The organism is Paenibacillus sp. FSL H7-0735 (genome assembly GCF_038008505.1).
GTDB lineage: Bacteria > Bacillota > Bacilli > Paenibacillales > Paenibacillaceae > Paenibacillus_AQ > Paenibacillus_AQ odorifer.
In genome coordinates, this window is sequence record NZ_JBBOZH010000001.1 from 1158925 (window position 1) to 1183332 (window position 24408).

Here is a 24408-nt window from a genome sequence, read left to right on the forward strand (position 1 = left end):
GCTCTGCGTTATTGCAGAGCTACTAAGCTATAGTCCTCATTAGGTCAGAAGACGATTGTCCGATAACAGGTATGTTTATTTAGCACCTGTAGAGGCAGTACAGCTACCGAAAGGAGGATTTATTTGCGTAAATATTATAAGAAAAACAGATTGTTGTTTACTATGTTACCGGTGTTTATTATTTTTTCCTTGCTGCCTTGGGGAGAGGTTAAGAGTCTTCCGAAGGCTATGAGTGTTTCTTCCTCTTTACCTCCGGTTATACCCAGTAATCCATCGGCTTCTGAAGAGGCTAAGCAACTGCTGAGTAATTTGGTGAATCTACGTGGCAAAGGGATTTTGTCCGGCCAGCATGATTATCTAGAAAGCCCAGATGAACTGGTTCATAAGCTGAAGAATACTTCGGGACAAAATGCCGTTCTACATGGTTATGAATTAGGGGCGATTAATAATCAATCCGAAGGGACGATCGCAGAACAGCGGCAAGCAGTGATAGACAGTGCAATTGAATGGCATCACGAGGGTGGCATTGTAGCCATGACATTCCATCAGAGTTTGCCGGGAACATCTCCAGAATGGTCCAATGTAAACAGAAGTCTCAGTCAAGAGAAATTTAATGCTTATGTTACACCTGGGACAGCTCAGTATAAGAGGCTAATCTCAGATCTAGACGAGGTTGCTGGATATTTGGGACAATTGCGTGATGCCGGAGTTCCAGTCTTATGGCGACCTTACCATGAAATGAATGGCGGTTGGTTTTGGTGGGGGAAAAAGGACAATTTTTCAGAGCTTTGGAGTATTGTCTATGATCGTTTTGTAAACACACACAAGCTAAATAATCTACTGTGGGTATGGAATCCGAATGCGCCGAATGAATGGTCAGATCCTTATGCTGCATATTATCCCGGTGGGGATAAACTCGATGTTCTGGCTGCGGATATCTACAATAACGATTATAAGCAGTCCTACTATGAGGATCTGCTCGCATTGGCCGAGGGTAAACCTATCGGAATCGGGGAGAGCGGACAGCTGCCGAACCCGGATGTATTAACTGAGAAACAAAATAAATGGGTCTATATGATGACCTGGGGAAAATTACTGACAGAAAATAATACGCTACAGTCAATTAAAAGCTTTATGAAAGACTCGTTTATAGTATCGAGAGAGGACTATGTTCTCACAACAGGAGGTCCTTCGATAGCACCCGTAACTCCGGTAACCCTAACGGGTTTAACTGGAGAATACTATAACAATACTGATTTAGAGGGAGAAGCGGTACTTATCCGCGATGACCGTAAGATTGATTTTAATTGGCATGGTGCGTCACCTGCCTCAGGGATAAATGAAGATCACTTTTCTGTACGCTGGAAAGGGAAGCTCAAACCCAAATTCAGTGAAAAATATACAATTTCAGCATCCTCTGATGATGGAGTCCGTGTCTGGATTGACGGAAAGCTGATCATCGACAATTGGAAAAATCAAAGTGCAACCCTTCATAAAGGAAGTATCCCGCTCACAGCTGGAACGCTTTATGATATCCAAATTGAATATTATGAGAATGAAGGAGATGCCAATCTTCGTTTGCTATGGGAGAGTTCCAGCCAGAAGCAGCAGGTAATTCCACAAGGGGCATTGTTCCTTCCTTAATCTAATGAAATGATAGGGTAAGACATTCCGGAAGAAAGAGAGGACCTATGGATGGGAATAACGAGGAGAATATCTAATAGAAAAAATAAGATATCTGCAAACAAACCATTACTGTTATTACTAAAATTCGCCGCATTAACCGTCTTGTTTCTGTTGTCTGTCTCTGTCTTCGGAACGAATAGGACAAACGATTATAAGGTAGGTGCCAATATACCGAGACTATCTGCAGGAACTGATGCTGCAGCAGAAATACCGGATGGTACTGTGATCTGGAATCTGGGACAACATGATGGCTCAGCAGCTGAATTCGCTACGAGTGGCACTTCTGGCAGCAAGAAGGACTTTAATGTTACTTCTTCGGTGCTCAAATCATCGGCTCTGCAGAGCTTGCCTGCAGGCTTGAATGGAAAGACCCAGCCGGAATTAACGATCACATATCAGCTAAATAAGATCCCGGAGAATGGGGTCTTATTTAGCGTAGGTATTCTGGATGCGTATAAATCCGTGCCGCAAATGAGTGTGTTCTCCAATCATCAATTGTCGGGGATCATTCAAATTGCAGGCGTTGCTGGCACAGAAAGTGAATATAGCTTTCAAAAGACCTATGAATTATATATTCCCAAGGAGCAATTGAAGATAGGAACGAACGAATTGAAGCTGCAAACGGTTCGCTGTTTATATTGCAGTGACAAAGAAGACGAATATTCCTGGTGGACTTGGGATAATCTCCGTTTAGAGTCTCTTAACGCTCCAATTTCTGAGCCTATCCATGGCAGCTACACATTGACCGGAACAGTAGTGAATAATAAGCAATTTTATTTCGATGAAGGTGCAGTTACGCACTTGCCTTATGTTATCAAATGGCTAGGTATGGCTTATAGCGGCAATGTGATGCGAACCAGCTGTGCCAGCGATGTTGGGCGGTCCTGCTCGGATATGATGGAATATTACAAGGTGTTGCAGGATTACAACATGCAGGCGGTTGCTCTGTATTTGCATACTGGTGATATTAAGCTTAAGGCAGACGGATCGTTGCCCGCCGATGCAGAGAAAAAGCTGACGGATTATTTTGAGCAATATAGCCCCTATTTTCAATATTATGAGGTAGATAATGAGCCAGGATTATTCAATCGTTCTAAGGCAGTTAACTTGGCGATTGCGGACTGGCTAAATAAAAAGGGCAAGCAAATCGCGCCCCATTTACAAACTGTTGCTCCGGGCTGGGCGTATTGGCCGAGTTACAGTGAGGATTCCTGCGGTAATCAGAAGGGAACTGGGAAGGAATGTGGAGATCCGGATGGCTGGGAACGTGATCCGGAGCAACGTATGGAGCTGGAGAAGGTTACGGATTTGACCAATGGACATTCCTACGGGGACTCTTATATTTTTAGTAATGGAGGAAGCTTTACTGAGAATTTGAAGACCTTCACTGGCGCAGACAATGGACTCGGCAAAAAAATGCTGACCACTGAATTTGGTACCTCGGACAGTCATGTGGATGCCTATCAATACGGGGCAACGGAGCGGACAGCGGCTGTATTCGACCGGATCATGCGTGCGCATATTGGTTATGCGGATATGTTTGTGCAGCATGCTGCTTTTTTTAAGGATTTCAGTTTATTCAAATACGGGTTTAATTTAGAAGAGCATGATCCGGCGACCACAGAGATTTATTATACAAAAGAAAATGAGGATTCACGTGTCAGCATCATGAGAAGGCTCAGTCTTGCCTATGCTACGCATGGAGCTCCATTAACTTATCAAGTTGCCAACAAAGATGTGTTAGCCGACAAGCTGGTATATGTTCGGGCCGTGGATACTTCTACATTGAAGCCTCTTGCGGGAAGCGGAGCGACCTCAAATAAGGTGCTGGTTAATTTCGTTAACTTTGAGTCTACTCCACAAACTGTGAGTGTAAATGTGAGTATGCCGAAAAACGGGGTGTATGAAGGGGAACGTTTTGGAAACGGGGATACGTATGAAAAAGCAAGAAGTTATGTAACAGGTAAAAAGGCTACTCCCACGTTAACTTTTACGGAGACACTTGCTCCAGGAGAGGCTGTGCAGTATATTTTGCAGCCTTCCTCTGAAGTAAAGCCGTCGGCCCCTAAAGGATTCAAAGCCGCAGCAACAAAAGGTTTAGCTGTAAAATTAAATTGGTTGGAGGCACCGGGAGCAAGCTACGAGCTGCTTCGTGCTGAAGGTAGCGGGGGGGAAATGAAGGTGGTAGCCACCGATGTGAAGCTTACAGAATACACGGATCATAATTTACGTGAAGGGACGTTATATACCTACGCGGTAAGGGTATCAGGTTCAAATCTACTTTCCGACAAAATTCAGATTACAGCCACCGGCCTGGTTCCTCTGGATCGGACAAAGTGGAAGGTAACCTCAAATGTGAATACGGTGGCATCAGCTCCAAGTCTGGCCATCGATGGGGATCGGCGCACGCGCTGGGATACGGGGAAACATCAGGTTTCTGGAGAGTATTTTCAGATTGATCTGGGTGAAGCACATGAAATTGAGAGAATAGATTTGGACAGCACGTTATCACCATTTGATTATCCAAGAGACTATGTAGTTTATATTTCTGACGATGCTCAAAACTGGAAAAAACTCACGTCTGGTAAAGGTACGAAAGAGCTTACTAAGATATCCGTTTCTAAAGTGAAGACGAGGTATGTAAAAATTGTACAGACCGGAGCCGGCGGGAATTATTGGTCTATTCAAGAGCTACAGGTGTACTCCAGAGAATAAGCAATCCTTTGAATTTATATAACTGTTAATAGAGCATACTAAATAACCTCAGCGGGATCATTCTCCCGCTGAGGTTATTTTTGTGCTTTAAATAAAATGGAGACCAGACATATAAGGTAATGGAATTGCCTCAGATCCCCCTGAGGAATCTGAGGTGCGAAGCGGGCTCGCTGGATCAAACAGCAGCGAGATCAGCTCCTTGTCGTCCACGGACGACAAGTCGAGGCTACGCTTGCGGCATACTTCCGTCTGCCGCAAAAGCGCTTCCCGGTCTGCGATGCAGACCGTCCCGCTGTTCGCGCCGGCGCTTAAGGAGGCGCCGGCGTCCCGCAGAAGCGCGAGCAGGCTGCGCTCCTGCCACGGCACAGGCACTTGCAGCGTGCCAACGCCGCTGCACAGAGCCGCCTTGGCCAGCAACGCCGCTACCGCTTGCGGCTGGCCGGCCCAATCCACCGCCGTCGCTGGGCTCGGCGCCGGTACATCCGCCGCGGGCACAGCCATCGCGGCGAACCCCTCGATGCTGCCGTCCCGCACGGCTACGAGTGTGCGCTGGGACAAGCCCAGCACACCCGCGTAAGCCTCGGCACCCAACAGCAGCGCTAGCTCACCCGGACTGTACATCTGTCCGGCTTCGCGTTCATTCAGCAGCCGGTTGACGGCGAAGAAGTCGCCCGGCTGCATTGGCCGCAGCGTCCATTCTTCCCCTGCTGCGGCAGCAAGTGCGTGAGCCGAGCTTGCGTTCAGCTCGGCAAATTGCGTACCGCCGAACGGTACGCATCCCGCTCGGGTATACAGCGAGCGGTCACCCGAGACAAAGATAAGTGATGCGCCAGCATTCGCAGCATGGGTCTGGCATAGCTGTAGAAGCTGACCGGCTAGTCCCTGGCCGCGATAAGCAGGATCTGTGCAAACTGCACCGATGGAGAATACGTTCAGGAGAGCTTCTCCAGTGCGGATCGTGGAGGGCACTAATCCCATAAAAGCAGCGATGTTACCGTCCTCGGCAACGGCTGCATAAGAGTGAGTGTAACCAGGGCTGAAAATCAGCGGAAACAGCTCTTTCATAGAAGTGTCGCCGGCTTTGCGAAAGATGGAATGGGCTAGAAGAGCGGCTTGATCCAGCTCCGCAGGTTTAATTAATCTCAATTGCATTTACAGTCAGCCTCCTTATATGTAAATACGAGCAGGGTAGGAAGGAATTATTTTAAGTATAAGCCCCAGCGGATGAAATCTTCAATCCTGCTTATATTATTCAATGTCTCAAAAGGATGTGGATAAGGGTAATAACGTACATAAATAAGGAAGCTTATATTTTAAGCTAGAAGAGAAAGGGAAGTGAATAAACGGTGACCCAACTTGCAGATAATATCATATTATTGCTGGCAGCTCTCTTACTTGTAGGTGTGTTTTCCACCAAATTCTCCACTAAATTTGGAATGCCAGCGCTAGTGCTTTTCCTTGCTGCGGGGATGGTACTGAGTCAATTTATCTTTTTTAACAATGCTTCCTTAACACAAATGGCCGGGATTTTTGCGCTGGTTGTTATCCTATTCGAAGGTGGGATGCAGACCAGTATTAAGGATATCAAGCCTATTATTCGGCCGGCATTATCCTTATCTACGGTAGGCGTATTGTTAACGACAGCTATCGTTGGGGTGTTCGCTAAGCTGATTCTTGAGGTGTCATGGGCGGAAAGTTTTCTGTTCGGAGCTATCGTGGGTTCGACTGATGCGGCTGCGGTCTTTTCGGTATTAGGCGGTAAGAATATTGACAAACGACTGACCTCGACACTCGAAGCGGAATCAGGTAGCAACGATCCTATGGCGGTGTTTTTGACAGTATCGCTGATCGAATGGATTCAGCATCCGGATATGGCGATATGGGGACTTGTGCTGTCCTTTATATGGGAGATGGCAGTTGGTTTGGTGATAGGGATTGTACTTGGCAAAATCGCAGTATATCTTATCAATCGAATTAACCTGGATTCCACGGGGCTTTACCCGGTATTGGCGATTGGATTTGCTGTCCTAACCTACGGGTTATCTGCACTCGTTCATAGCAGCGGCTTGCTGGCTGTCTATGTAATGGGTCTTACCCTTGGCAATTCTGAGCTAATGTATCATCGAACAATTATGAATTTTAGTCATGGCTTCGCTTGGATGATGCAAATATTTATGTTTATATTGCTGGGTCTACTGGTATTTCCACAGGAGCTGGCAGAGGTGGCTTGGCAAGGTATATTGCTGTCCGTCATTCTGATGGTTGTGGCAAGGCCCATTGGTGTGTTTATAAGCTTGCTCTTTTCCAAATTCTCTATTCGTGAAAAAACACTGATTTCCTGGGCAGGCCTGCGCGGAGCCGTTCCAATTGTACTGGCAACCTATCCGCTGCTAGCCAATCTTCCCCACGGACGACTGTTCTTCAATGTGGTGTTCTTCGTCGTGCTGACCTCAGCAGTGATTCAAGGAACAAGCATTTCACCGCTGGCTTCCCGGTTGAAGCTGGTGGGGCAAGAGGATTCAGCACAGCCATCACTGATGGAGCTGGTCGCCCTTGGCAAGACAGATTCCGAGTTCAACCACATAGGAATTGAACCTTACATGCCCATTGCCGGGCAGAAAATCTCCGATATTGGACTGCCAGATGATATCTTATTTACTGCTATTATCCGGAATAAAAGCATTGTCACCCCCCATGGCAGTACCGTCATTGAGCCAGGGGATACTGTATATGTCTTAAGTCCAAAGAGCAAACGCGATGAGATGAGGGCTTTTTTCCGGAGTCAGAAAGGGAAGACGGCGGAGGAAAATATATCTTTGATTTAAGTTTAGAAAGAGGCTGTTATCCAGAGTGTGACAGAGATAATAGGCGGTATAACAAAAGTTATGCTAGAATCGGCAACATGTAAATCTTCAAAGTGGTTGCAAAAAGCAAAAGGATGTGTTAAATTGTATATAGATTTAGAATGAGTCTAAATACAATATAATAAATTAACCATAGGAGGTTTTATTAATGAGTACACAACTAAAGAGCCAAACTGAACTGCACGCTGCTTTGAACCGCCAGACCGCGAACTGGTTCCTGCTTGGGGTAAAGCTTCATCATTATCACTGGTATGTTAGCGGATCCCAATTCTTCACGCTGCATGAGAAGTTTGAAGAACTCTACAATGAAGCTGCTGGTTATGCAGATGATTTGGCTGAGCGCCTGCTTGCTATTGGTGGACAGCCTGCCTCCTCTATGAAACAATATTTGGAGCTTTCCGATTTACAGGAAGCTCGTGGTGGCGAAGATGCCAAGGGTATGGTAATGGAGCTGGTTAGAGACTTTACGACTGTCTCTAAAGAACTGCAAGCTGCGATTGCTACTGCAGAAGAACTGGCTGATCAACCTACTGCGGATCTGCTGATTGGTATTAGAAGCAGCATTGAGAAACATGCATGGATGTTGAATGCTTTTATCGCCTAAGACAACAGTCTTATAAAGGATAGAACCACAAAGAGCGCCTGCGTATAGGATACGCATGGCGCTCTTTGTTTTGTTGTTTTACTGCTGCACACAACTATTTAATAAACACACCCCCGAAGGGGACTACCTCGCGTAGAAATCGTTTAACAATTCCATCATCGTTATTATCTCTTTCGAATCGGCGGTTCTGACGTCCTGCCTGAAACAGCACAGGCCCGTGACCTGTCATCTTCCAGTGATAGCTCATATGCTGGCTAGCCAAATGGTTGCCGTAAACGGTGAGCTCCAGCTTGGCATTCTCAGGGTAGGCAATAATGCTGCCTGCATCGACATAAAGGGGGTTGGTCGGATGCAGTACAGCTTCACAGACCGTACCCTCTGTCAGTATGCCAATCATGCCATTGCCCGAGAATTTCACCTTTACAATATCCCGTGTAACGAGCACATTTTTCATGCTTAGCACCCGGGTCTCCAGCGAAATACCTATACTGTAGAAGAAGAGATGCTTAAAGTCGTATAGCAGATCGCTTTTACCATCGAGCTGCAGGATTTTTATGCGATAGCCTGGCGGAAGGGCGGCAACGAAATGGCAAGGACCTGCCATATCGGAACGAATCAACTTTCGCTTGCGGTATATGCCCTTTACATCCATAAATCTGTCCGCTCGTCCTGAGGAAGGACCTTGATAAGCGATAATTTGTTGTGGATGGAGTACATGAACCTCTTCCTTCTCCTGAAGGGAGAAGGCTACGGCTTGTCCGCTTCCACTGTCGCTTTCATCTTGGATATCGATGTTCATAGTTCATCTCCCTCATGCTGTGACTGTGATCTTCAATGAATACGTAAGACTAACGCAGACGATCGCCTTTTCGAGAACGGTAAAGCATGCTGAAACGAATAAAACGGATCAGTATAAAATAACCTAGGATTAGTCCAATCCCTGTAAAAATAGTCACTTTGATTTTATGATAATATTCTTCGCGTGCCGTCCGGTCATTTTTTAATTCATCAACCATCTGCGTCAGTTGGCGATTCTGCTCTTGTAGGCTTTCGTTCTGTATCCGGTAAGCTTCCATCTCCTGCGTGGTATTCGCGAGCTTATCCTTTGCCTGCTGAAGCTCTTCAGCAGTTTGCTGAAAACCTTCCTTTAATTCATTCACTTCGTTTGGCAGCTCGGAGAAATTTTTAACTCCATTATAGATATCACTGAATATATTAGCTTTTGCTACAGGAGCTGGCAGGCATACAGTAAGCATCAGCAAGAACAGGAGCGAATATAACAGCTGTAGATATGCTCGGGATTTATGTTGCTTCATCTATATAATCACCACCCAATTTAGGCTTGTAGTTCTTTTATTTTAACACAGCTTGACAGCTTCTGACAGCGTACGCCATGGGACTGGCAATGCTTATAATGAAAGTAATTTTTACCTCCTTAAGGTTTTCGTTTACTCATTATTAAACACGATCAGTCCGTGATTATCTCGATTGAGAAGAGGTACTATTTATCGTATACTTTGGACGAAAGGGGCTGCTGTCGATTGAACAAATGGCTTAAAACAATATTGCTTCTGATCGGATCTGCTTTTTTGACTAGATTGATCCCATTTTCATCTTTGTTTCGGAATTTAGACACGATGATTCATGAATTTGGTCATGCTCTGATGACCTTACTACTGTCGGGTAGTGTGCTGAGGATTGAATTATACGCAGATCATAGCGGTGTAACCTATTCAGCCATTCAAGAAGGGGGCAAGGCAATATTAGTTTCCCTCTCGGGTTATTTGCTAGCCTCCTTATTTGCACTTCTGCTCTTCTATTTATATAGTAAGGGACGCCATGATTGGGGCCTTATCTTAGCTACGGGTGTGGCGTTGATTATGCTCCTGCTATACGTACGAGGAAGCTTTGGCATGATGTGGTTGGGCGGATTTATTGCGTTAAATATTCTAATGCTGGTGGTTTGGAAGAAGGCCAGCAAATATTATTATTTGTTATTGGCCTTTTTAACCTTGGAGGAGTCTGTAATGGGAAGTTTATTTCTGGTATACGCGGCTGCTGTATCACCGTCCCGTGCAGGAGATGCCAGCAATCTGGCAAGAATGACTCCCGTACCGGCTATATTTTGGGCCACACTGTTTTTTATATTTTCTCTGTTGTGTGCCAAATGGGCACTGGGACTATTTTTCAAGCGAGAGCGAGTGCAGACTAAATTAGGGAGTCGATGAGAAAAAAAACATAAAATTTTCGTCATAAAAAGACAAAAGGGGTTGTTTTTACAAGAGTCAGTCTACTAAGCATGTAGAATGACTCTTTTTTTGTCGATAATATAGAACCGAACATACATTCCATGACATGGAGTTGTCCGCCATTATTGGTACATTAATAGAAGACCCAAAAAAAGAAAGAGGTGGAAATAATGATAGAAAGTATTCATCCCGTATTCACATGGAGTCAAAATCGTATTTTTGCAGGCGGCAATCGTAATGTTATCTTGCTTGTCGAATGGAAAGGGAATATGCCTTCAGAGCACAGCCGACCCAGCAGTTATAAAGTGGTTGCACGTGAAATCGAACTGCGGGTTTGGCTTGAACCCCATGTAACTTTTAAGCGCTCGTATGGGTGTGAGTTTGAAGTCGGTGAAGGCAGTTCGCTACTTCTTAAGCTTGGCAAAATAAAAACGGGGCAACGAAAGTTTATTGCACTGGAATTCAATATCTCTACTACTATTGCAGGTAGATATGAAGCTCTTTCCTTACAGTGGAAATATAAAAAGCCAACCGTAGAGCGTGTTCAAGAGCTTCCAGTAAAGGTTCTTGAGCTAGAATACACTCATCATACTCAGGTTCTGAATGAAACCTGCTGCTTTCATGTAGAGAAACATCTGGAATTGTTAAAAACAGCTGAAACGATTGAGGAGGCAACCACGTTGCAAAATGAAGGACAACATAGTCAAGCTCATGAAATGCTCTGCCGTCACGCAGATAAATTACTATTACTAGCCGTACGTTCTGGAGATCCTTTACTACTTAAAGAGGCCGAAATGTTGTATAAACAGATTGGATTCGAGTATCAGAAGCGGGGTAAAACTGCTACTGGAAATTGATATAGGACATACAACTAGAAGATGCATATTGACGAAAAAAGACCTATACATAAATTTGTTTTGTCAGCGGGTTCGGCGGAAAATAATCAGAAGAATTGTAATATAAAATGTGGTAACATAGTAAAAAAGTTCTATCACACTATTACTTTTTTTCATAAAATAATGGGTCTATTTAACCATAAATCAAGGGGAACTGAATATGACAGACCGATTAATCCGACTGATGCGCATTATTACACTTGTTCAAGCCAAGCCAGGGATATTAGCCCGTGAATTGGCGGAACGCTGCGGCAACAGCGAGAGAACGATATACCGGGATATGGACGCGCTTAGCGCCATGCATATTCCTATAACCCACCTTGGACATGGAAAAGGCTATGCTTTTATTGGCAATTTTGCACTTTATCCTTTGGATTGGTCGGAAGAAGAGGCGGCTGCGTTTTCGCAATTACGCTATATTATGGAAGATATTAAACCCGTTCTGCCTATCGATTTTGAAGGCGCTTATGAAAAAGTAGTCGCAGCTGAATACAAGCGAAAGGCAGAGCGGGAAGAAACGATAGAACGTGCAAGAAGAGAAGCAGGTACAAGCTGGTTGGAAAGAAGCGGTGCACAGATGGAGCATCAATCTTTTTTAACACCTATTTTGGAGTCTTTATTAAAGCAGAGGAGTATTCAAGCGAATTATTGCGAGAATGCGGTGGAGGAGAAGGAAATAACCATCGATCCTTATTGTTTAGTCCCACTGGAAAATCGTTTTCATCTCATTGGATTTTGCCATCATCAGGGTGTTATTCGTACATATCATATCAACGATTTTTCAAACGTGAAGCCATTAAACCGCTGCTTCTCAAAGGAATCATTTGATTTGCAAGCTTTTATGAAGCAAAAATGGTCACTTGACCGCGATAGTTTGCAGGTAGAGTTTAAAGTGAAATTTTCGGAGTGAATCATGGAAGGGCTAAAGAAAGAGGATTTGCCCTATAAGCCGAATAAAGTAGACCGTCAAGCTCGGTGTTGTTATTTTAAAGTCGCATTGGAACAAGATATTGCATTTGTCCGCTGGATTAAGCGATTTGAAGAGGATGCGGAAATCATAGAGCCGTTTTATTATCGTGAAGTGCTCAGGCAGCAGTTGGAGAAATGGATATCGCAATATAAATAAGATGGATTCTCACCTTCAAATGAAATATTCGTTTACATATATTGTTACAAATCAAAAATTATAGAATATTTCTCTTGTTTGGTGAGTCTTTTTATAATACCACATACATTTAATAACATAATTGTAATTTAGAGGTTTATTTTTATCCTCGAATTTGACCTTTGTTCAATTTTATACAGAAGAGGGCTATTCTCTAGATCCATTTGATTCTTAAAAATGAATATATTAATCCGGGTGAGCTTCTTGGGGGAGTGGATTATCCATTATGTTGAATGTACTTGGCTTTAACCTGGTGGGTGACGGTCAACATGATGTGCTTGGCCCACAGATGAAGAATTAATATCATTCGTGAAATAGGTGTCTTTGCAGCCCTATTTAGGGGAGTCAGAGGCATCTTTTTTGTGTGCAAAAAACCAAAATCATCATTATATATTGTCTAATTATAACAATATATAACTAAACATATCTAAACATATCTGTAGTTATAGAAAAACGAAAAAGTGTATGCTAGAATAGCATCTAAATATATACATACGAAATTGGGAGGAATGGAAATGTTTAAGAAATGGACACTCTCCGTGATGGGGATATTGGCAATCGTTCTGGTTGTGAATTTATCTGCAGGTCCAGGGGGAGAGGTGCAAGCAGCCACCAAGAAGACTGAAATTATTGTTTCCGCTGCGGCTAGTTTGCAGGATAGCCTGGATAAGATTGCCCTCCTTTATGAAAAGAAACATCCCGATATTGATTTGGTTTTTAATTATGCAGCATCCGGTACTCTGCAAAAGCAGATTGAGCAAGGGGCTCCGGCGGACCTGTTCTTCTCTGCAGGTGATAAACAGATGAATGCACTGGTGGAAGGTGGACTTATCTCCGATCATAAGGTTCTGCTTAAGAATCAATTGGTTGTAGTCGTACCCTCAGATTCAAAGGTTAAATTAACAACGATTACTCAGCTTACGGATAAAGCTTTTAAGAAGGTGGCAGTGGGACAGCCTGAATCTGTACCAGCGGGTCAGTATGCTCAGCAATCATTGACAGCGAAAAAGGTCTGGGATCCGCTGCAAAGCAAACTCGTATTTGCCAAGGATGTGCGTCAGGTTCTCTCTTATGTAGAAACAGGAAATGCCGATGCCGGTTTTGTCTATAAGACAGATGCGCTTACTTCAAAGAAAACTAAAATCGCTTTGACGGTCGGTCCACATGTACACAAAGCTATTAATTATCCGGCAGGCATCGTGAAGAGCTCGAAGAATCAAAAGGCAGCTAAGGAGTTGTTTAGTTACCTTCAAAGCAAGGAAGCTAATGATATCTTTGTAAGTGATGGCTTCCTGCTTCCTTAAATAGAAATTACGAGTAGAAGCGGGTGGAATAAGGTTGGAAATAAATTGGACTGATTTCTTCGCCCCGGTATGGCTTTCCGTAAAAATATCTGTGATTACAAGCATTATTGTATTCATTTTGGCAACAGCTGCTGCGAAGGCTATGGCGGGCCGGAAGTTTCCCGGTCACAGCTTGGTAGAGACTATAATGCTGCTTCCGCTCGTATTGCCGCCGACGGTCGTAGGATTTGTGCTTTTAGTTATTTTAGGCCGACGAAGCTGGATCGGCAGATGGTATGAACAGATGACGGAGCAGACGATCCTGTTCACATGGGGGGCAGCTGTTATCGCCGCTGTAGTCGTAGCTTTTCCACTCGTATATCGCACAGTGAAGGCGGGTTTCGAAGGGATAGAAGCAGATCTTGAAGATGCGGCGCGGGCACAAGGGGCAAGTGAACTGCAGGTACTGCGTTATGTCACGCTGCCGCTTGCGGGCCGGTCGCTGGCAGCCGGTTATGTTCTTGGTTTTGCCCGCGGTCTTGGGGAGTTTGGCGCTACCATCATGGTAGCTGGCAATATTCCGGGCCGCACGCAAACCTTACCCACAGCGATCTATGTTGCGGTAGATGGAGGCAATATGACCCTCGCATGGATGTGGGTATGTTCAATTATTGTTATTTCAGCCGCTATGCTGATGTTTGTGAATCGGCGTTCTTAAAAAAACACCAGACAGCGATTCTCCGGTTATTGGAGAGTTGCTGCCTGGTGTTTTTGGTTTGAAGCGGGTGGTTTGAGCAGATGCTGGGCAAGTGAACCCGGCAACTTTGATGTCAGCTTCTAGCGCCGTCGGATTTTGATGGAGTCTGTGAGTTAACTGCATTCTATACAGTTATTCCGTCTGCATAAGGAATCGTTCTAACTTTAATTGTATTCTATACAACTAAAACTAGAAAAGTCGCCTATGGGGTAGTAAATCAAGAGAAATAGGTGTACCAAATACAGTTATATCTAATTTGCGAGTTATTCGAAGTAATATAGTTGTACGAAATACAGTTAAACGCTTCTGCATAATGCTCCCGTCTTCTGCTGTGACCCATTAAGTCTCATAAATTATCGTCCCTGTTTCCGTGAGATCATATCCGTGAATGGACCCAAGCTCACTCTGGAAGGCTGGTGAACGCAAAATATCAATCACGGCAGCAATCCATTGCTCATGATCCGGTTTTTTAATCATCACCAGATCGTAGCACTCCTGAATCATAGGAACGAAATCAACACCGTCGACAATCTTAGCGGCTTTCTCGGTGCCGATGGCTACATCTGCTTCTCCCCGGGCCACTTTACCGGCAACTGCCAAATGGCTGTTCTCCTCGTTCTCATAGCCTGATAGGCTGGCTGCTGGAATGCCATGCAATCGAAGCTGTTCATCCAATAATACGCGTGCACCTGAACCTCGTTCTCTATTGATCAGCGTGAGTCCGTTCTGCTCTAAGTGAGACCATTCATGAATACCCCTGGGATTCCCTTTTTGTACATAAAAACCTGCACTTCGGGTAAGTAGGCGAACTACAACATAAGAGCATCCTACGAGTATTTTTCGGATATAGGGTAGGTTGTATTCTCCAGTATCCCCGTCGAGCAGATGTGTGCTGACAATGTCCGACTCCCCTTTATACATGGCTATCAGGCTATCAAGACTCCCGGCATAAGAACGAAGAGGGCGTTCAGGCAGAGCCCGTTCCAAATAGGTAGCTAGAATATCCAGTGACATATCCTGACCTGTAATCACCAAGCTGTGTCCTACAGCTTTAAGGTGGGGAGATTGTGCTGGCATTTGAGCTGGAGTTGTACCGGAAAAGGCCAAGGGTATTGCTGGTGGAGTCTGGGCCATTATAGTAGTAGGATTAGCGGTGGACGCCCCACTCCGTGTATTTTGTTTGTAGGTTTCCAAATCGGATTGATCCACGCGCATTTGTTTTCCTACACGGTAGGAGGGGAGCTCCCCTTTTTTAATTAGATCATATACTTTTAATTTTGATATTTTTAATAAGCGGGCAATTTCCTCTGTCGTATAGGATGTATTATCGGACATGACAAAAGCCTCCAGAACTTCATATTAGGACAAGACTACCCTATTTTGAAGTCCTGTGCAATTAGCCTATTGTTGTTTACCCGCCTGCTGTGTACTGGATAATTTGATCAACTCAGAGACAGTGACAAATCGAAAGCCTTTCTTTTCTAATTCCGGCAAAATAATTTTAAGAGCTTCTCTAGTTTGTGACTGCCCGTGCACATGATCATGAAATAGAACGATGTCCCCATTACGTGCATTTCGAATGACCTTGTTCGAAATACTGTACACGCCTGGGCGATTCCAGTCACGAGTATCTTGATGCCAGGACCATAATATTGGCTTCAAGCCCATATTGTTAGACAGATCAACTAAGGTCTCGTCATACATGCCGCCTGGTGGTCTGAACAGTGAACTATGTTTACCGGAGACTTTTATAATCTCTTCTTCGGTCAATCTTAGCTCCTGCTCAAATTGGGCTTCATTAATAGGTTTTTTAAAATAAACGTGATTGTAGGTATGGTTAGCTAATTCATGCCCCTCAGCAATAACTCGTTTCGCTACCTCTGGATAGGCTGCAATTCTTTTTCCTATCGCAAAAAAGGTGCATTTCGCATGATATTGATTCAATACCTTTAAGATTTGATCGGTTTCAGAAGGGTCAGGACCGTCGTCGAACGTCAATGCAATCACTTTTTGGTTAGTATGTACTTCCCAAATCATGTCTCCTCTTTTTTCGTAGTAGTCGCGGTTTTTGCTTGGACTACCTAGAGCAGAGTTCGTGAAGCATAAAAAGAATGCAAGGGCGATCAACATAATTTTGCTGCAAGTTTTCATCATTTCACCTGTTTTTTTATTTTAGAGTGCTCCTTTTGGGGGTCGGTATATTCATAGTTTCAGTTTTGTATAGGCAACCAGTCTTTTTTCGTGCTCATTCTTCTTTCTACTATATCTTCATGTACAGGTTATGAGATTCATTTTGGCTTCTGACGATTACATAGTTATCCACGTGACCGTCTATAATTAAATTAGCCTTTGTATTTTGATGTGAAAATTGTTATGAAAATGCCTTATAATGAAGTACTATATACAGACATTTGGTTAGGGTGGTGGGAACATGACACTTATTGAAAAAAGAGAACACCGGCAGTATCCGGAGATTACCCGCCTAGAAACGTCGAGAGCTGCTTATGAGCGTGATTATTCACGCCTGATTCATTCGCCTACTTTTCGGAGGCTGCAAGGTAAATCACAAGTATTCGGGGCTGGGACGGGTGATTATTACCGCACGCGTCTGACTCATTCACTTGAAGTTGCACAGATTGCTCGTGAGGCGGCGAAAAGTCTGCTGCGATCGTATCCAGAAGTGGAAACCACCAAGGCGGAGAATCCGGGTCTTGTTATAGATCCAGAGGTAGTGGAATGCGCAGCTATCGCTCATGATTTTGGTCATCCTCCCTTTGGACATAAAGGGGAAGAAGTGCTGGATAATATTTTGGAACAGCTTATTGAAAAGAAAACTAACGAAGCTGCGCTGCAATCAGTTGCAACGGGTGTGGATCGCCTGCTGATCCATGAGCAGATGAAGCAACGTTATGAGCATTTCGAAGGCAATGCCCACAATTATAGGCTGATTATGTTTCTGGAGAAGCGTGAGAATATTGATGGGCTAAATCTGTCAGATGCTGTGCTGCTAGGCATAAATAAGTATCCTTTTCCCGGCACCTCGCTGAAGAAGGGGATGTACCTTCACGAATGGGGATATATTTCGGAGATCCGCAAAGAGTGGGGAATACCGGCAGGTAAGAAAACGTTAGAGGCTCAGCTTATGGACCTTTGTGACGATATCGCTTATTCTGCACATGATCTGGAGGATGGGATTAAAGCCGGAAAGATTGAAGTGCATGAACACTTTATGCATGATTCTTATATCCAGCGGTTAATCGTAGAGAAAATCACCACGCTCGAGGATTTCTTCTGGAAGGGCTGGGAAGAGGAAGGCATTCGCGCGAAGGTCGAGGAAGTGCTCAGTTCATTTCTTCGGGTTTGGAAGGAAAAAATGCCAACCTGCGAAAATGACTATTCCCGCACTCGACGTGAAGTTAAGGCTTATTGGGTAAGTACCTTTGTCGCCAGCTTGGGAGTGATCCAAGATGGAGACTGGAAGAAGGTCACCTTTATAAAGGAAGGAAAAGAAGACGAAGATATGCTGCGGACCGTAAGTGTGCTGAAAAGCTTCGCGTGGGTTACTATGATCCGTGATTTGCGTGTGCAGCGGCTGCAGAAACGTAGTGAGTGGATTTTGCGCCGTCTGTGGGGAGCATTTCTGGATCCACAAACCTCTAAAGCCATTATTCCATCGGATTGGCTGCAGCGATTTGAGAAAGATCAGAAGCAGGCAAAACCGATTTGGACTTGGGAGCATATGGTGATTGATTATATCGCAGGGATGACTGATGCTTTTGCAGAGAAAATATATAATGAGCTGTACGGACTGAAAGTCGGCTCGATTTATGATTTGGATTAGAGACGCTTAGACAAGTAGTCCCTGCTGTTCATTTAGGATAATCTAAATGAACAGCAGGGGCTATTTTTATAAGGATTATTGATTTAAATACCACTCATATGCAGTTCTTTCAAGATTAACCACAAATTCTTCTTTCCCGTCTATATAAGCTGCCATGTCCTCTGGGAATTGTTTGGCAAGAGTATCCTTCAAATCTCCGTACTGTTTAACCGTCTCCGGATGTGATCGAAGGTAGTCTCTTACAGCCAGATGACGGTCGATATCTATCTTATTATCCATCTGGAAGACATGAACATGATGGGTTCTGCTATTTCCGCCTTTTCTGAAATATCTTCTGCCACTGATACCGAACTCACCCATACATTCATAACCAAGTGCTGTCATTTGCTGGTTGAACTCATCTACAGCTTCGATATTTCGTACTACAGGCATTATATCTATGATTGGTTTAGCTTTTAGTCCGGAAACAGAAGTGCTGCCAATATGGTGAATATCAACGAGGGCATCAGCAAAGATGGCTTTAATCTTCTGAGCTTCTTCAATGAACGTTAGACTCCATTGCTCGTTAAATTCTGTGACCGTGACCTTCATTTCACTAACCCTCTCTTTATGGATAACTTTGGATTTTCTTATTATAGAACAGATGTTCCTGTTTTGTAAAGCATATTATTAATATTGCCGGTCGTAATCAACAAGATTTAGAGAAGGTGTGCCTGATGATAAGTAAGACTTCACATTTTCGGTAAAAATATTAACGATCCGGTCAGCGTATTGATCTGTAATTCCAGCGGAGTGTGGAGTGATGATTACTTGCTCCATAGACCAAAGTGGATGATCCTGCGGAAGGGGCTCGGTCTCAAAAACATCCAACCCAGCGCCACGGAGTTGTCCGCGATTCAATGCATCGATCAGAGCCTCAGTATCGGTAGTTGCGCCACGGCCAATGTTAATGTAATAGGAGCCTTCTTTAAACGCGGAGAAGCTGGTGGCATTAAATAAATGCTTGGTCTCATCGGTAATAGGAAGGGTATTGATGATGAAATCGCCTTGGCTTACAGCTTCGGATAAACGATCTGTTGTATAGATTTGATCAAAGTCTGCGACTGGCTTACCGGAACGGCTGACACCGATAGTCTTCATCCGGAAGGCTTTAGCAATTCTGGCGGTTTCACTGCCGATCGCTCCAGTTCCAGCTATAACGGCTGTTTTGCCGGACAGCTCGCTTTCACTGCCATCAGATTTCCAAATCCGGTTCTGCTGATTGCGTACAGCCGTATGCAAATTACGTGTGAAGAGAAGGATGAACCCGAAGATTACCGCAGAAATAGGCTCGGCATGAACTCCGCTCCCACTGGTGAGCATGACTCCTTGTTCCTTAAGACGATCGAGAGGAAGTTTCTCAATACCAGCAGACCAGGACTGAACCCAGCGAAGGGAGGACTCGGGCCGAAGGAGTGTATCCGAAATACCTTTAGCCCAGCCGATTACGATTTCTGCGTCTGCAAGCAGCTGCAAATCTGGATTTTTGGCGTCTCCTTGTGTGAATGTATAGCCTGGGGCAGCCGCTTTGATCCTTTCCTGCTGCTGAGATGTAAGTGGTTGTAGACATACTATAGACTTAGTCATGATGTGTTCCTCCTACTTTGTGGTTTAATGGATATGGATCATGTTATAGGTTAAGAATACCAAATCTATTGGAGAAGGTGAAATTGACCATGAATACTAAAGTATCAGAGAACGAATCAGAACGGCTTTTTCTAGCTGTGAAATTACCTTCTGAGCTGCAAGAAATAGTGGCGCAGGCATGTTCAAAGCTATCTGGAAACTTTGAATTTGCTAAATGGACAAATCCGCAAGATTATCATATTACCCTGCAATTTTTAGGAGATACCCCAAAGACCGTAATTCCAGATTTAGTAAAATCATTAAGGCAGATCGCGGGTCAAGGCAGCCCCTTCAATCTCTCTTTGGACAAATGGGACACATTTGGTCTTCCAGCTTCCCCAAGAGTCCTGTGGATAGGGGTTTCTGGCGAAATAGAGGCATTAAATCAATTAGCTGCGAGAGTGCATTCCGCGACGTTTCCATTAGGTTTTTCAGGCGAATCCAGGGCCTATAAACCGCATCTTACCGTGGCTCGAAAGTACCGGGGAAAAAATTCATATGATGATAAATTGCTGGAAAACTTACTGAAATTGGATGATGATTGGAACCTAAAAAACTATCAGAGAGACTGGACGATTGATAGTTTTGTGTTGTATGCTACCAGAATGTATGCCATTCCTATGTATGAAATTATTGAAAAGTTTACAGTTTAAAATCGATAATAAAGTTTTCAAAGCTTCCGTTTTCGGTTACATACAATAGGAATGTGCCGTGAAATAGGAGGAATATCATGTTAATTTTTAAACAAAACCGCTATATTGCGTTGCTCGTTGGCGTTATACTAGTGTGTTTCTCTGCCATAAGCTTATTGCAACCCGAACAAGTTGCGGAAGGGAAGATGGACAGGGTGCAGATGGATAAGTTGCAATCCACCAGCCGTGCATCCGTACTTTCTCTTTTGCAAGATGAATCGAAGTCTAGTATAACGAGTAGCATTACGAGGGGCATTACTGAAGTTACACAAGCCAATAAGCTTAATAACACATTCAGTCTTTTAAGTTCCGCTTGGAAACCGGCGAAGGGTGTGGAATGGCTTAGTGTAAAAAAAATAAAACAAAAAAACACAAAAAACACATCGAACGTTTCCATTATTCGGGTGAAGGCTGATGTAGTACAATCCAAGCCAGCTGCGCAAAAAGCGTCGCAATTGGCGGAAACAGCAACAAAGAGTAGTCAGGCGACAGCGAAGATAGCCTCGGCTTCTCAGAAACATCCCCTCACAACATTGTACTTCTCTCGGACAGAGCTATTAAGCCAGGAGCAGCAAAGTAAAGCAACCCGGCGCTACGCTGTATCCGAAGAAGAACTGCTTCTGCTACAAAAAATTGTAATGGCAGAGGCGGAAGGTGAACCGTACAAGGGCAAGGTGGCAGTTGCCAACGTTGTTCTGAATAGGCTGCGGTCAGCCAATTTCCCCGACACGATATATAAAGTTATTTATCAGAAGAGCCAGTTCAGCCCTGTAGCTAACGGGCGTCTTAACCGTGTGAAGCCTAACGATGATAGTATTAAAGCGGTGAATGCTGCACTCTCCGGAGTAAAGGAAGTTCCCGATAATACTTATTTTTTCTTGTCGCTAAAACTTGCACAGGATCTGACCGTACATCATTCACAGACTTATGTTAAAACTATTGGCAATCATACTTTTTATAAATAATTTGGTGGATCTGTGAACCTCAGCGCTATATAGGGTAAACTAAACTATATGAATCTGGAGGTGGAAGATAACCATGAAAATCACTTATTATGGACATTCAGCTCTGCTGGTAGAGACGGGGAACGTGAAGGTTATTATTGACCCTTTTTTGTCAGGTAATCCGAACTCCGGTATTTCACCTGCCGATATTTCCGTTGATGCCGTTCTGCTTACTCACGGCCACTCTGATCATTTAGGAGATGCTGTCGAAATTGCCAAGCAGAATGATTGTCCGATCTTTGCGGTGTTTGAGCTTGCCGAATATTGCCGGATGAAGGGTGCACAGGTTAAGCACATGAATATAGGTGGTAGTCATACCTATGCAGGGATGACTGTGAAATTTACGCAGGCGTTTCATTCCTCATCCATTCAGGAGGGCGATTCTTGGATTTATGCTGGACAACCCGCGGGGATTTTGTTGACGATTGAGGGTAAGACGATTTTCCATGCGGGGGATACCGCACTATTCAGCGATCTGCGCCTCATTGGAGAAAGGAATGCGATTGCCCTGGCAGCTCTTCCTATAGGCGATATGCTAACCATGGGACCGGATGACGCCTTGCTGGCCGCACGCTGGCTGCGGGCGGATAAAGTGATCCCGCTACATTACAATACATTTCCGGATATTGCTCAGGATGGTGCTGATTTCTGCGATCGCCTGCATCAAGAGGGAGTAGAAGGTTTTCCGCTTAAAGCTGGTGAGAGCGTAGAAATTTAACCAATCCGATTTATATTATAAAAAAAAGCAGGTAGCCGGGGGAAATTCCCTGACTGCCTGCTTATTCTTTAAGGTGTAATACATACAGGTTCCTCATTACGTGCTTGCGCTCTTGTGCCTCTGATTTCAGTTGCCTCGCTTACGGGGTTACCTAACATCTTCAGAACAGTAGTCGCACAGCTTTGCGGTTGATGTTTATCTGGAGCGAGACGTCGTCTGCGTTGCTCTTCCAGAACTGAATATTCACGAAGCATCATAGTGAACCATTTGTTCACTACTTCCGAGTCGAGCACCTCTGCCAGCCCAAGCTCTACGAAATATTGGCAGTTTTTCTCTTCCTGACCTGGAATAGCTTTATAGAAAAGCATTGGAATTCCTTTGGCCTGACCTTCCGTACAGGTCATGCCTCCAGGCTTCGTAATCAGCAGGTCTGAGGCATCCATCAATTTATTGATTTCACTGCTATATCCCAGAATTTTAACATTGGGATGATTGAGCAGTGGATTGGACTTCATTTTGGCGATTAGCTTCTCATTGCTGCCCATACAGAAGACGAGCTGAATATCATCCATTCTGGCGGTGAGGGAATGCATAATCTCTTTGCCGAACATCAGCCCCCATCCTCCGCCCATAATGAGTACGGTTGGAATATCAGCCAATCCCAGCTCCTTGCGTAGCAGCGTCTTGTTGGAGCGTTCCCAGAACTTTGGATGCACTGGGATGCCAGTGACGGTTACTAGCTCTGGAGCGATCCCACGGCCTGTCAGAATGGACTTGACGCGTGGGGTAGATACGAGATAACGATTGACCTCGGAATTTACCCAACTCCCATGTGCATCATAATCAGTAATTAATGTATACAGAGGCACATGTAGTCCACGACGTTTCAGTCTGGAAATGACCGCAGCCGGAATGGGATGAGTGCAGATAATTAAATCAGGCTTTAGCTGCTCAATGACCTGTGAAGCATGTGTATAAAAAATCCGGTGAAGCGCCATTTTAGTCAACGGGTTCAATGATTTATGATATTGTGTCTTATACATCATGCCGACCAGCTTAGGCTGGCTGCTAACTGTTTTGCGGTAAGCGGAAAGAATCCAAGGGGCGACCGTCGGGTTAAGAAATTTCCCCAGCTCGATGACTCGGCATTGGACATCCGGATTCAGCAGCTTTATTCCTTCGGCCAGAGCATAGGCTGCTCCTGTGTGGCCCGTACCGAAGCCTTCCGAAAACAGCAGTACTCTTTTCTTTCGCATAAGTTCACCTGCTACTTTCCTTTTCTATAGAAATGCGTTTCTTCTTCTAATTATACTAGGAAATCTATACTATACTCACATTATACAAGTAAGACGTAAATAGAAAGTTAAAACCCTGCAATAAATAAAAAAAATAAAAGGTTCGCCCAAAGTATTGCAAACTAGAAAACAACATGATAAAGTAGTGAATGACCAATTGACCGGATTAGTAAAATGGTCAGAAGTCAGCGGGGACGATATTTTCTGGAGAAAGGAAGTGTGCACAGGTGGCAGTGGTGGATCGAAGACAGCAGGTGCTTCAGGCCGCAGCAAAATCTTTTTCATTATTTGGCTATAAGGCAACTACAATGGATCAGGTTGCTAAGATTGCAAATGTCGGTAAGGGGACCATCTACACCTTTTTTACAAACAAAGAGCAATTGTTTGACGAGATCCTGCACGATATGATGATGGAAATGAAGACGATTGCTGAGCGGGAGATCAGGCGAGACAGACCCTTCTTTGACAACTTGCATCGTGTGCTGGATGCTCTGCTTGAGTTTCGAAGTGAGCAGGAGCTATTCATAAAACTTTCCCAGGAGAATCGCGAATTCGGTACGCCGCAGGCTGGAGAAGGACTCGAGAAGATCGAGAACGTAGTTTTAGAATATTTAGAACGGGAGGTGCAACAAGCGCTCCAACAGGGAGAAATCAAACCTTGCGATCCCAAAATCGTCTCGGTAGTCATGTTCAGATTATATATTGTATTGACTGCTGAACTGAATAAAACACATACTCCCTTGGACAAGGAACAGATCAAGATGTATTTTCATTTGTTTCTCGCCGAAGGATTGGCACAGTAAGGGTTGATTCAGGACAGGGATGGCGTTCTCAGCTTCACTCGATTCGCTTTCCCTTAACAATTCTCAAGATGGATTAGGCATTGAAAAAGAGCCGCGAGGCATTTTTTTATACCCTGAATTGACCGAATGGGGAAAACAGTCACTTAGTGTTACGTAATATTTCGCAAACAA

23 protein-coding genes and 1 pseudogene are annotated in these 24408 nt (G+C 44.3%); 16 read left to right on the forward strand and 8 right to left on the reverse strand.

Features of this window, described 5'->3' with window-relative positions; all coding sequences use genetic code 11:
- The first annotated feature begins 123 nt into the window (after positions 1-123).
- Together NSS82_RS05025 and NSS82_RS05030 are read left to right on the forward strand one after the other, a co-directional pair.
- Positions 124-1644: a glycosyl hydrolase gene (locus NSS82_RS05025; RefSeq protein ID WP_036676584.1), complete on the forward strand. Its 1521-nt coding sequence runs from the start codon at positions 124-126 to the stop codon at positions 1642-1644.
- A 51-nt stretch (positions 1645-1695) separates the two neighbouring features.
- Entirely contained in the window at positions 1696-4401 is a 2706-nt protein-coding gene (locus tag NSS82_RS05030) for a discoidin domain-containing protein (RefSeq protein ID WP_081386793.1), read from the forward strand.
- A gap of 87 nt (positions 4402-4488) precedes the next feature.
- Here the strand turns inward: NSS82_RS05030 and NSS82_RS05035 are convergent, their stop codons facing one another.
- A complete protein-coding gene (locus NSS82_RS05035) occupies positions 4489-5553 on the reverse strand; it encodes a GNAT family N-acetyltransferase (RefSeq protein WP_076274042.1) in 1065 nt (354 codons plus the stop codon).
- 194 nt (positions 5554-5747) lie between these two features.
- Between NSS82_RS05035 and NSS82_RS05040 the strand changes: the two genes are divergently transcribed.
- Together NSS82_RS05040 and NSS82_RS05045 are read left to right on the forward strand one after the other, a co-directional pair.
- Positions 5748-7226, forward strand: a complete 1479-nt coding sequence (locus NSS82_RS05040; protein ID WP_036676580.1) for a potassium/proton antiporter — start codon at positions 5748-5750, stop codon at positions 7224-7226.
- A gap of 187 nt (positions 7227-7413) precedes the next feature.
- Positions 7414-7869 (forward strand): Dps family protein, encoded by a 456-nt coding sequence (locus tag NSS82_RS05045; RefSeq protein WP_036676579.1) that lies wholly within the window; start codon positions 7414-7416, stop codon positions 7867-7869.
- A gap of 94 nt (positions 7870-7963) precedes the next feature.
- Here the strand turns inward: NSS82_RS05045 and NSS82_RS05050 are convergent, their stop codons facing one another.
- Both NSS82_RS05050 and NSS82_RS05055 read right to left on the reverse strand, forming a co-directional pair.
- Positions 7964-8668: an AIM24 family protein gene (locus NSS82_RS05050; RefSeq protein ID WP_036676578.1), complete on the reverse strand. Its 705-nt coding sequence runs from the start codon at positions 8666-8668 to the stop codon at positions 7964-7966.
- A 49-nt stretch (positions 8669-8717) separates the two neighbouring features.
- Positions 8718-9185 (reverse strand): hypothetical protein, encoded by a 468-nt coding sequence (locus NSS82_RS05055; protein ID WP_036676577.1) that lies wholly within the window; start codon positions 9183-9185, stop codon positions 8718-8720.
- A gap of 225 nt (positions 9186-9410) precedes the next feature.
- Here NSS82_RS05055 and NSS82_RS05060 point away from each other — a divergent pair, with 225 nt between their 5' ends.
- From NSS82_RS05060 to modB, 7 genes and pseudogenes are all read left to right on the forward strand, one after another.
- Positions 9411-10097 carry a M50 family metallopeptidase gene (locus tag NSS82_RS05060; RefSeq protein ID WP_036676576.1) on the forward strand — a complete coding sequence of 229 codons (687 nt, stop codon included), beginning with the start codon at positions 9411-9413 and terminating at the stop codon, positions 10095-10097.
- A 191-nt stretch (positions 10098-10288) separates the two neighbouring features.
- A complete protein-coding gene (locus NSS82_RS05065) occupies positions 10289-10975 on the forward strand; it encodes a hypothetical protein (RefSeq protein WP_038568908.1) in 687 nt (228 codons plus the stop codon).
- Positions 10976-11174: 199 nt separating this feature from the next.
- On the forward strand, positions 11175-11924 hold the full coding sequence (locus tag NSS82_RS05070) for a helix-turn-helix transcriptional regulator (protein WP_341109712.1): 750 nt from the start codon (positions 11175-11177) through the stop codon (positions 11922-11924).
- Positions 11925-11927: 3 nt separating this feature from the next.
- Positions 11928-12140: a hypothetical protein gene (locus NSS82_RS05075; RefSeq protein ID WP_341109713.1), complete on the forward strand. Its 213-nt coding sequence runs from the start codon at positions 11928-11930 to the stop codon at positions 12138-12140.
- Positions 12141-12393: 253 nt separating this feature from the next.
- Positions 12394-12480, forward strand: a pseudogene (locus NSS82_RS32645) (oligopeptide transporter permease oppC); the annotation flags it as partial.
- A gap of 208 nt (positions 12481-12688) precedes the next feature.
- Positions 12689-13483 carry a molybdate ABC transporter substrate-binding protein gene (modA, locus tag NSS82_RS05080; protein ID WP_178944352.1) on the forward strand — a complete coding sequence of 265 codons (795 nt, stop codon included), beginning with the start codon at positions 12689-12691 and terminating at the stop codon, positions 13481-13483.
- A gap of 40 nt (positions 13484-13523) precedes the next feature.
- The gene (gene modB / locus NSS82_RS05085) at positions 13524-14180 is read left to right on the forward strand and encodes a molybdate ABC transporter permease subunit (protein ID WP_172628881.1); all 657 of its coding nucleotides are present in this window, start codon (positions 13524-13526) and stop codon (positions 14178-14180) included.
- Between the two features lie 378 nt (positions 14181-14558).
- Here the strand turns inward: modB and NSS82_RS05090 are convergent, their stop codons facing one another.
- Together NSS82_RS05090 and NSS82_RS05095 are read right to left on the reverse strand one after the other, a co-directional pair.
- Positions 14559-15554, reverse strand: a complete 996-nt coding sequence (locus NSS82_RS05090) for a substrate-binding domain-containing protein (protein ID WP_076274045.1) — start codon at positions 15552-15554, stop codon at positions 14559-14561.
- A gap of 66 nt (positions 15555-15620) precedes the next feature.
- Positions 15621-16256 carry a polysaccharide deacetylase family protein gene (locus tag NSS82_RS05095; RefSeq protein WP_305953520.1) on the reverse strand — a complete coding sequence of 212 codons (636 nt, stop codon included), beginning with the start codon at positions 16254-16256 and terminating at the stop codon, positions 15621-15623.
- A gap of 394 nt (positions 16257-16650) precedes the next feature.
- Here NSS82_RS05095 and NSS82_RS05100 point away from each other — a divergent pair, with 394 nt between their 5' ends.
- On the forward strand, positions 16651-18060 hold the full coding sequence (locus NSS82_RS05100) for a deoxyguanosinetriphosphate triphosphohydrolase family protein (protein WP_036676565.1): 1410 nt from the start codon (positions 16651-16653) through the stop codon (positions 18058-18060).
- Between the two features lie 75 nt (positions 18061-18135).
- On the opposite strand, the gene NSS82_RS05105 is transcribed toward NSS82_RS05100, so the two are convergent.
- Both NSS82_RS05105 and NSS82_RS05110 read right to left on the reverse strand, forming a co-directional pair.
- Entirely contained in the window at positions 18136-18651 is a 516-nt protein-coding gene (locus NSS82_RS05105; RefSeq protein ID WP_076274047.1) for a GrpB family protein, read from the reverse strand.
- A 78-nt stretch (positions 18652-18729) separates the two neighbouring features.
- A complete protein-coding gene (locus NSS82_RS05110) occupies positions 18730-19686 on the reverse strand; it encodes a D-2-hydroxyacid dehydrogenase (RefSeq protein WP_076274048.1) in 957 nt (318 codons plus the stop codon).
- An 89-nt stretch (positions 19687-19775) separates the two neighbouring features.
- Here NSS82_RS05110 and thpR point away from each other — a divergent pair, with 89 nt between their 5' ends.
- The 3 genes from thpR (at position 19776) to NSS82_RS05125 (ending at position 22139) form a co-directional block, all read left to right on the forward strand.
- Entirely contained in the window at positions 19776-20378 is a 603-nt protein-coding gene (thpR, locus tag NSS82_RS05115) for an RNA 2',3'-cyclic phosphodiesterase (RefSeq protein WP_076274049.1), read from the forward strand.
- 77 nt (positions 20379-20455) lie between these two features.
- On the forward strand, positions 20456-21382 hold the full coding sequence (locus NSS82_RS05120; protein WP_076141781.1) for a cell wall hydrolase: 927 nt from the start codon (positions 20456-20458) through the stop codon (positions 21380-21382).
- 73 nt (positions 21383-21455) lie between these two features.
- Positions 21456-22139: a metal-dependent hydrolase gene (locus NSS82_RS05125; protein WP_036676555.1), complete on the forward strand. Its 684-nt coding sequence runs from the start codon at positions 21456-21458 to the stop codon at positions 22137-22139.
- Between the two features lie 68 nt (positions 22140-22207).
- Here NSS82_RS05125 and NSS82_RS05130 read toward each other — a convergent pair whose 3' ends face one another.
- The gene (locus tag NSS82_RS05130) at positions 22208-23395 is read right to left on the reverse strand and encodes a UDP-N-acetylglucosamine--LPS N-acetylglucosamine transferase (protein ID WP_038568920.1); all 1188 of its coding nucleotides are present in this window, start codon (positions 23393-23395) and stop codon (positions 22208-22210) included.
- A 266-nt stretch (positions 23396-23661) separates the two neighbouring features.
- Between NSS82_RS05130 and NSS82_RS05135 the strand changes: the two genes are divergently transcribed.
- Entirely contained in the window at positions 23662-24237 is a 576-nt protein-coding gene (locus tag NSS82_RS05135) for a TetR/AcrR family transcriptional regulator (protein WP_036676550.1), read from the forward strand.
- Positions 24238-24408: the final 171 nt, after the last annotated feature.

What these genes read in the sequence shown, in the direction of transcription:
- NSS82_RS05110 (WP_076274048.1), bottom strand. Translation starts at nt 19,686, where the DNA reads ATGACTAAGTCTATAGTATGTCTACAACCACTTACATCTCAGCAGCAG.
- NSS82_RS05075 (WP_341109713.1), top strand. Translation starts at nt 11,928, where the DNA reads ATGGAAGGGCTAAAGAAAGAGGATTTGCCCTATAAGCCGAATAAAGTA.
- NSS82_RS05070 (WP_341109712.1), top strand. Translation starts at nt 11,175, where the DNA reads ATGACAGACCGATTAATCCGACTGATGCGCATTATTACACTTGTTCAA.
- NSS82_RS05065 (WP_038568908.1), top strand. Translation starts at nt 10,289, where the DNA reads ATGATAGAAAGTATTCATCCCGTATTCACATGGAGTCAAAATCGTATT.
- NSS82_RS05125 (WP_036676555.1), top strand. Translation starts at nt 21,456, where the DNA reads ATGAAAATCACTTATTATGGACATTCAGCTCTGCTGGTAGAGACGGGG.
- NSS82_RS05035 (WP_076274042.1), bottom strand. Translation starts at nt 5,553, where the DNA reads ATGCAATTGAGATTAATTAAACCTGCGGAGCTGGATCAAGCCGCTCTT.
- NSS82_RS05095 (WP_305953520.1), bottom strand. Translation starts at nt 16,256, where the DNA reads ATGATTTGGGAAGTACATACTAACCAAAAAGTGATTGCATTGACGTTC.
- modA (WP_178944352.1), top strand. Translation starts at nt 12,689, where the DNA reads ATGGAAATGTTTAAGAAATGGACACTCTCCGTGATGGGGATATTGGCA.
- NSS82_RS05045 (WP_036676579.1), top strand. Translation starts at nt 7,414, where the DNA reads ATGAGTACACAACTAAAGAGCCAAACTGAACTGCACGCTGCTTTGAAC.
- NSS82_RS05055 (WP_036676577.1), bottom strand. Translation starts at nt 9,185, where the DNA reads ATGAAGCAACATAAATCCCGAGCATATCTACAGCTGTTATATTCGCTC.
- thpR (WP_076274049.1), top strand. Translation starts at nt 19,776, where the DNA reads ATGAATACTAAAGTATCAGAGAACGAATCAGAACGGCTTTTTCTAGCT.
- NSS82_RS05050 (WP_036676578.1), bottom strand. Translation starts at nt 8,668, where the DNA reads ATGAACATCGATATCCAAGATGAAAGCGACAGTGGAAGCGGACAAGCC.
- NSS82_RS05120 (WP_076141781.1), top strand. Translation starts at nt 20,456, where the DNA reads ATGTTAATTTTTAAACAAAACCGCTATATTGCGTTGCTCGTTGGCGTT.
- NSS82_RS05100 (WP_036676565.1), top strand. Translation starts at nt 16,651, where the DNA reads ATGACACTTATTGAAAAAAGAGAACACCGGCAGTATCCGGAGATTACC.
- NSS82_RS05130 (WP_038568920.1), bottom strand. Translation starts at nt 23,395, where the DNA reads ATGCGAAAGAAAAGAGTACTGCTGTTTTCGGAAGGCTTCGGTACGGGC.
- NSS82_RS05090 (WP_076274045.1), bottom strand. Translation starts at nt 15,554, where the DNA reads ATGTCCGATAATACATCCTATACGACAGAGGAAATTGCCCGCTTATTA.
- NSS82_RS05030 (WP_081386793.1), top strand. Translation starts at nt 1,696, where the DNA reads ATGGGAATAACGAGGAGAATATCTAATAGAAAAAATAAGATATCTGCA.
- NSS82_RS05105 (WP_076274047.1), bottom strand. Translation starts at nt 18,651, where the DNA reads ATGAAGGTCACGGTCACAGAATTTAACGAGCAATGGAGTCTAACGTTC.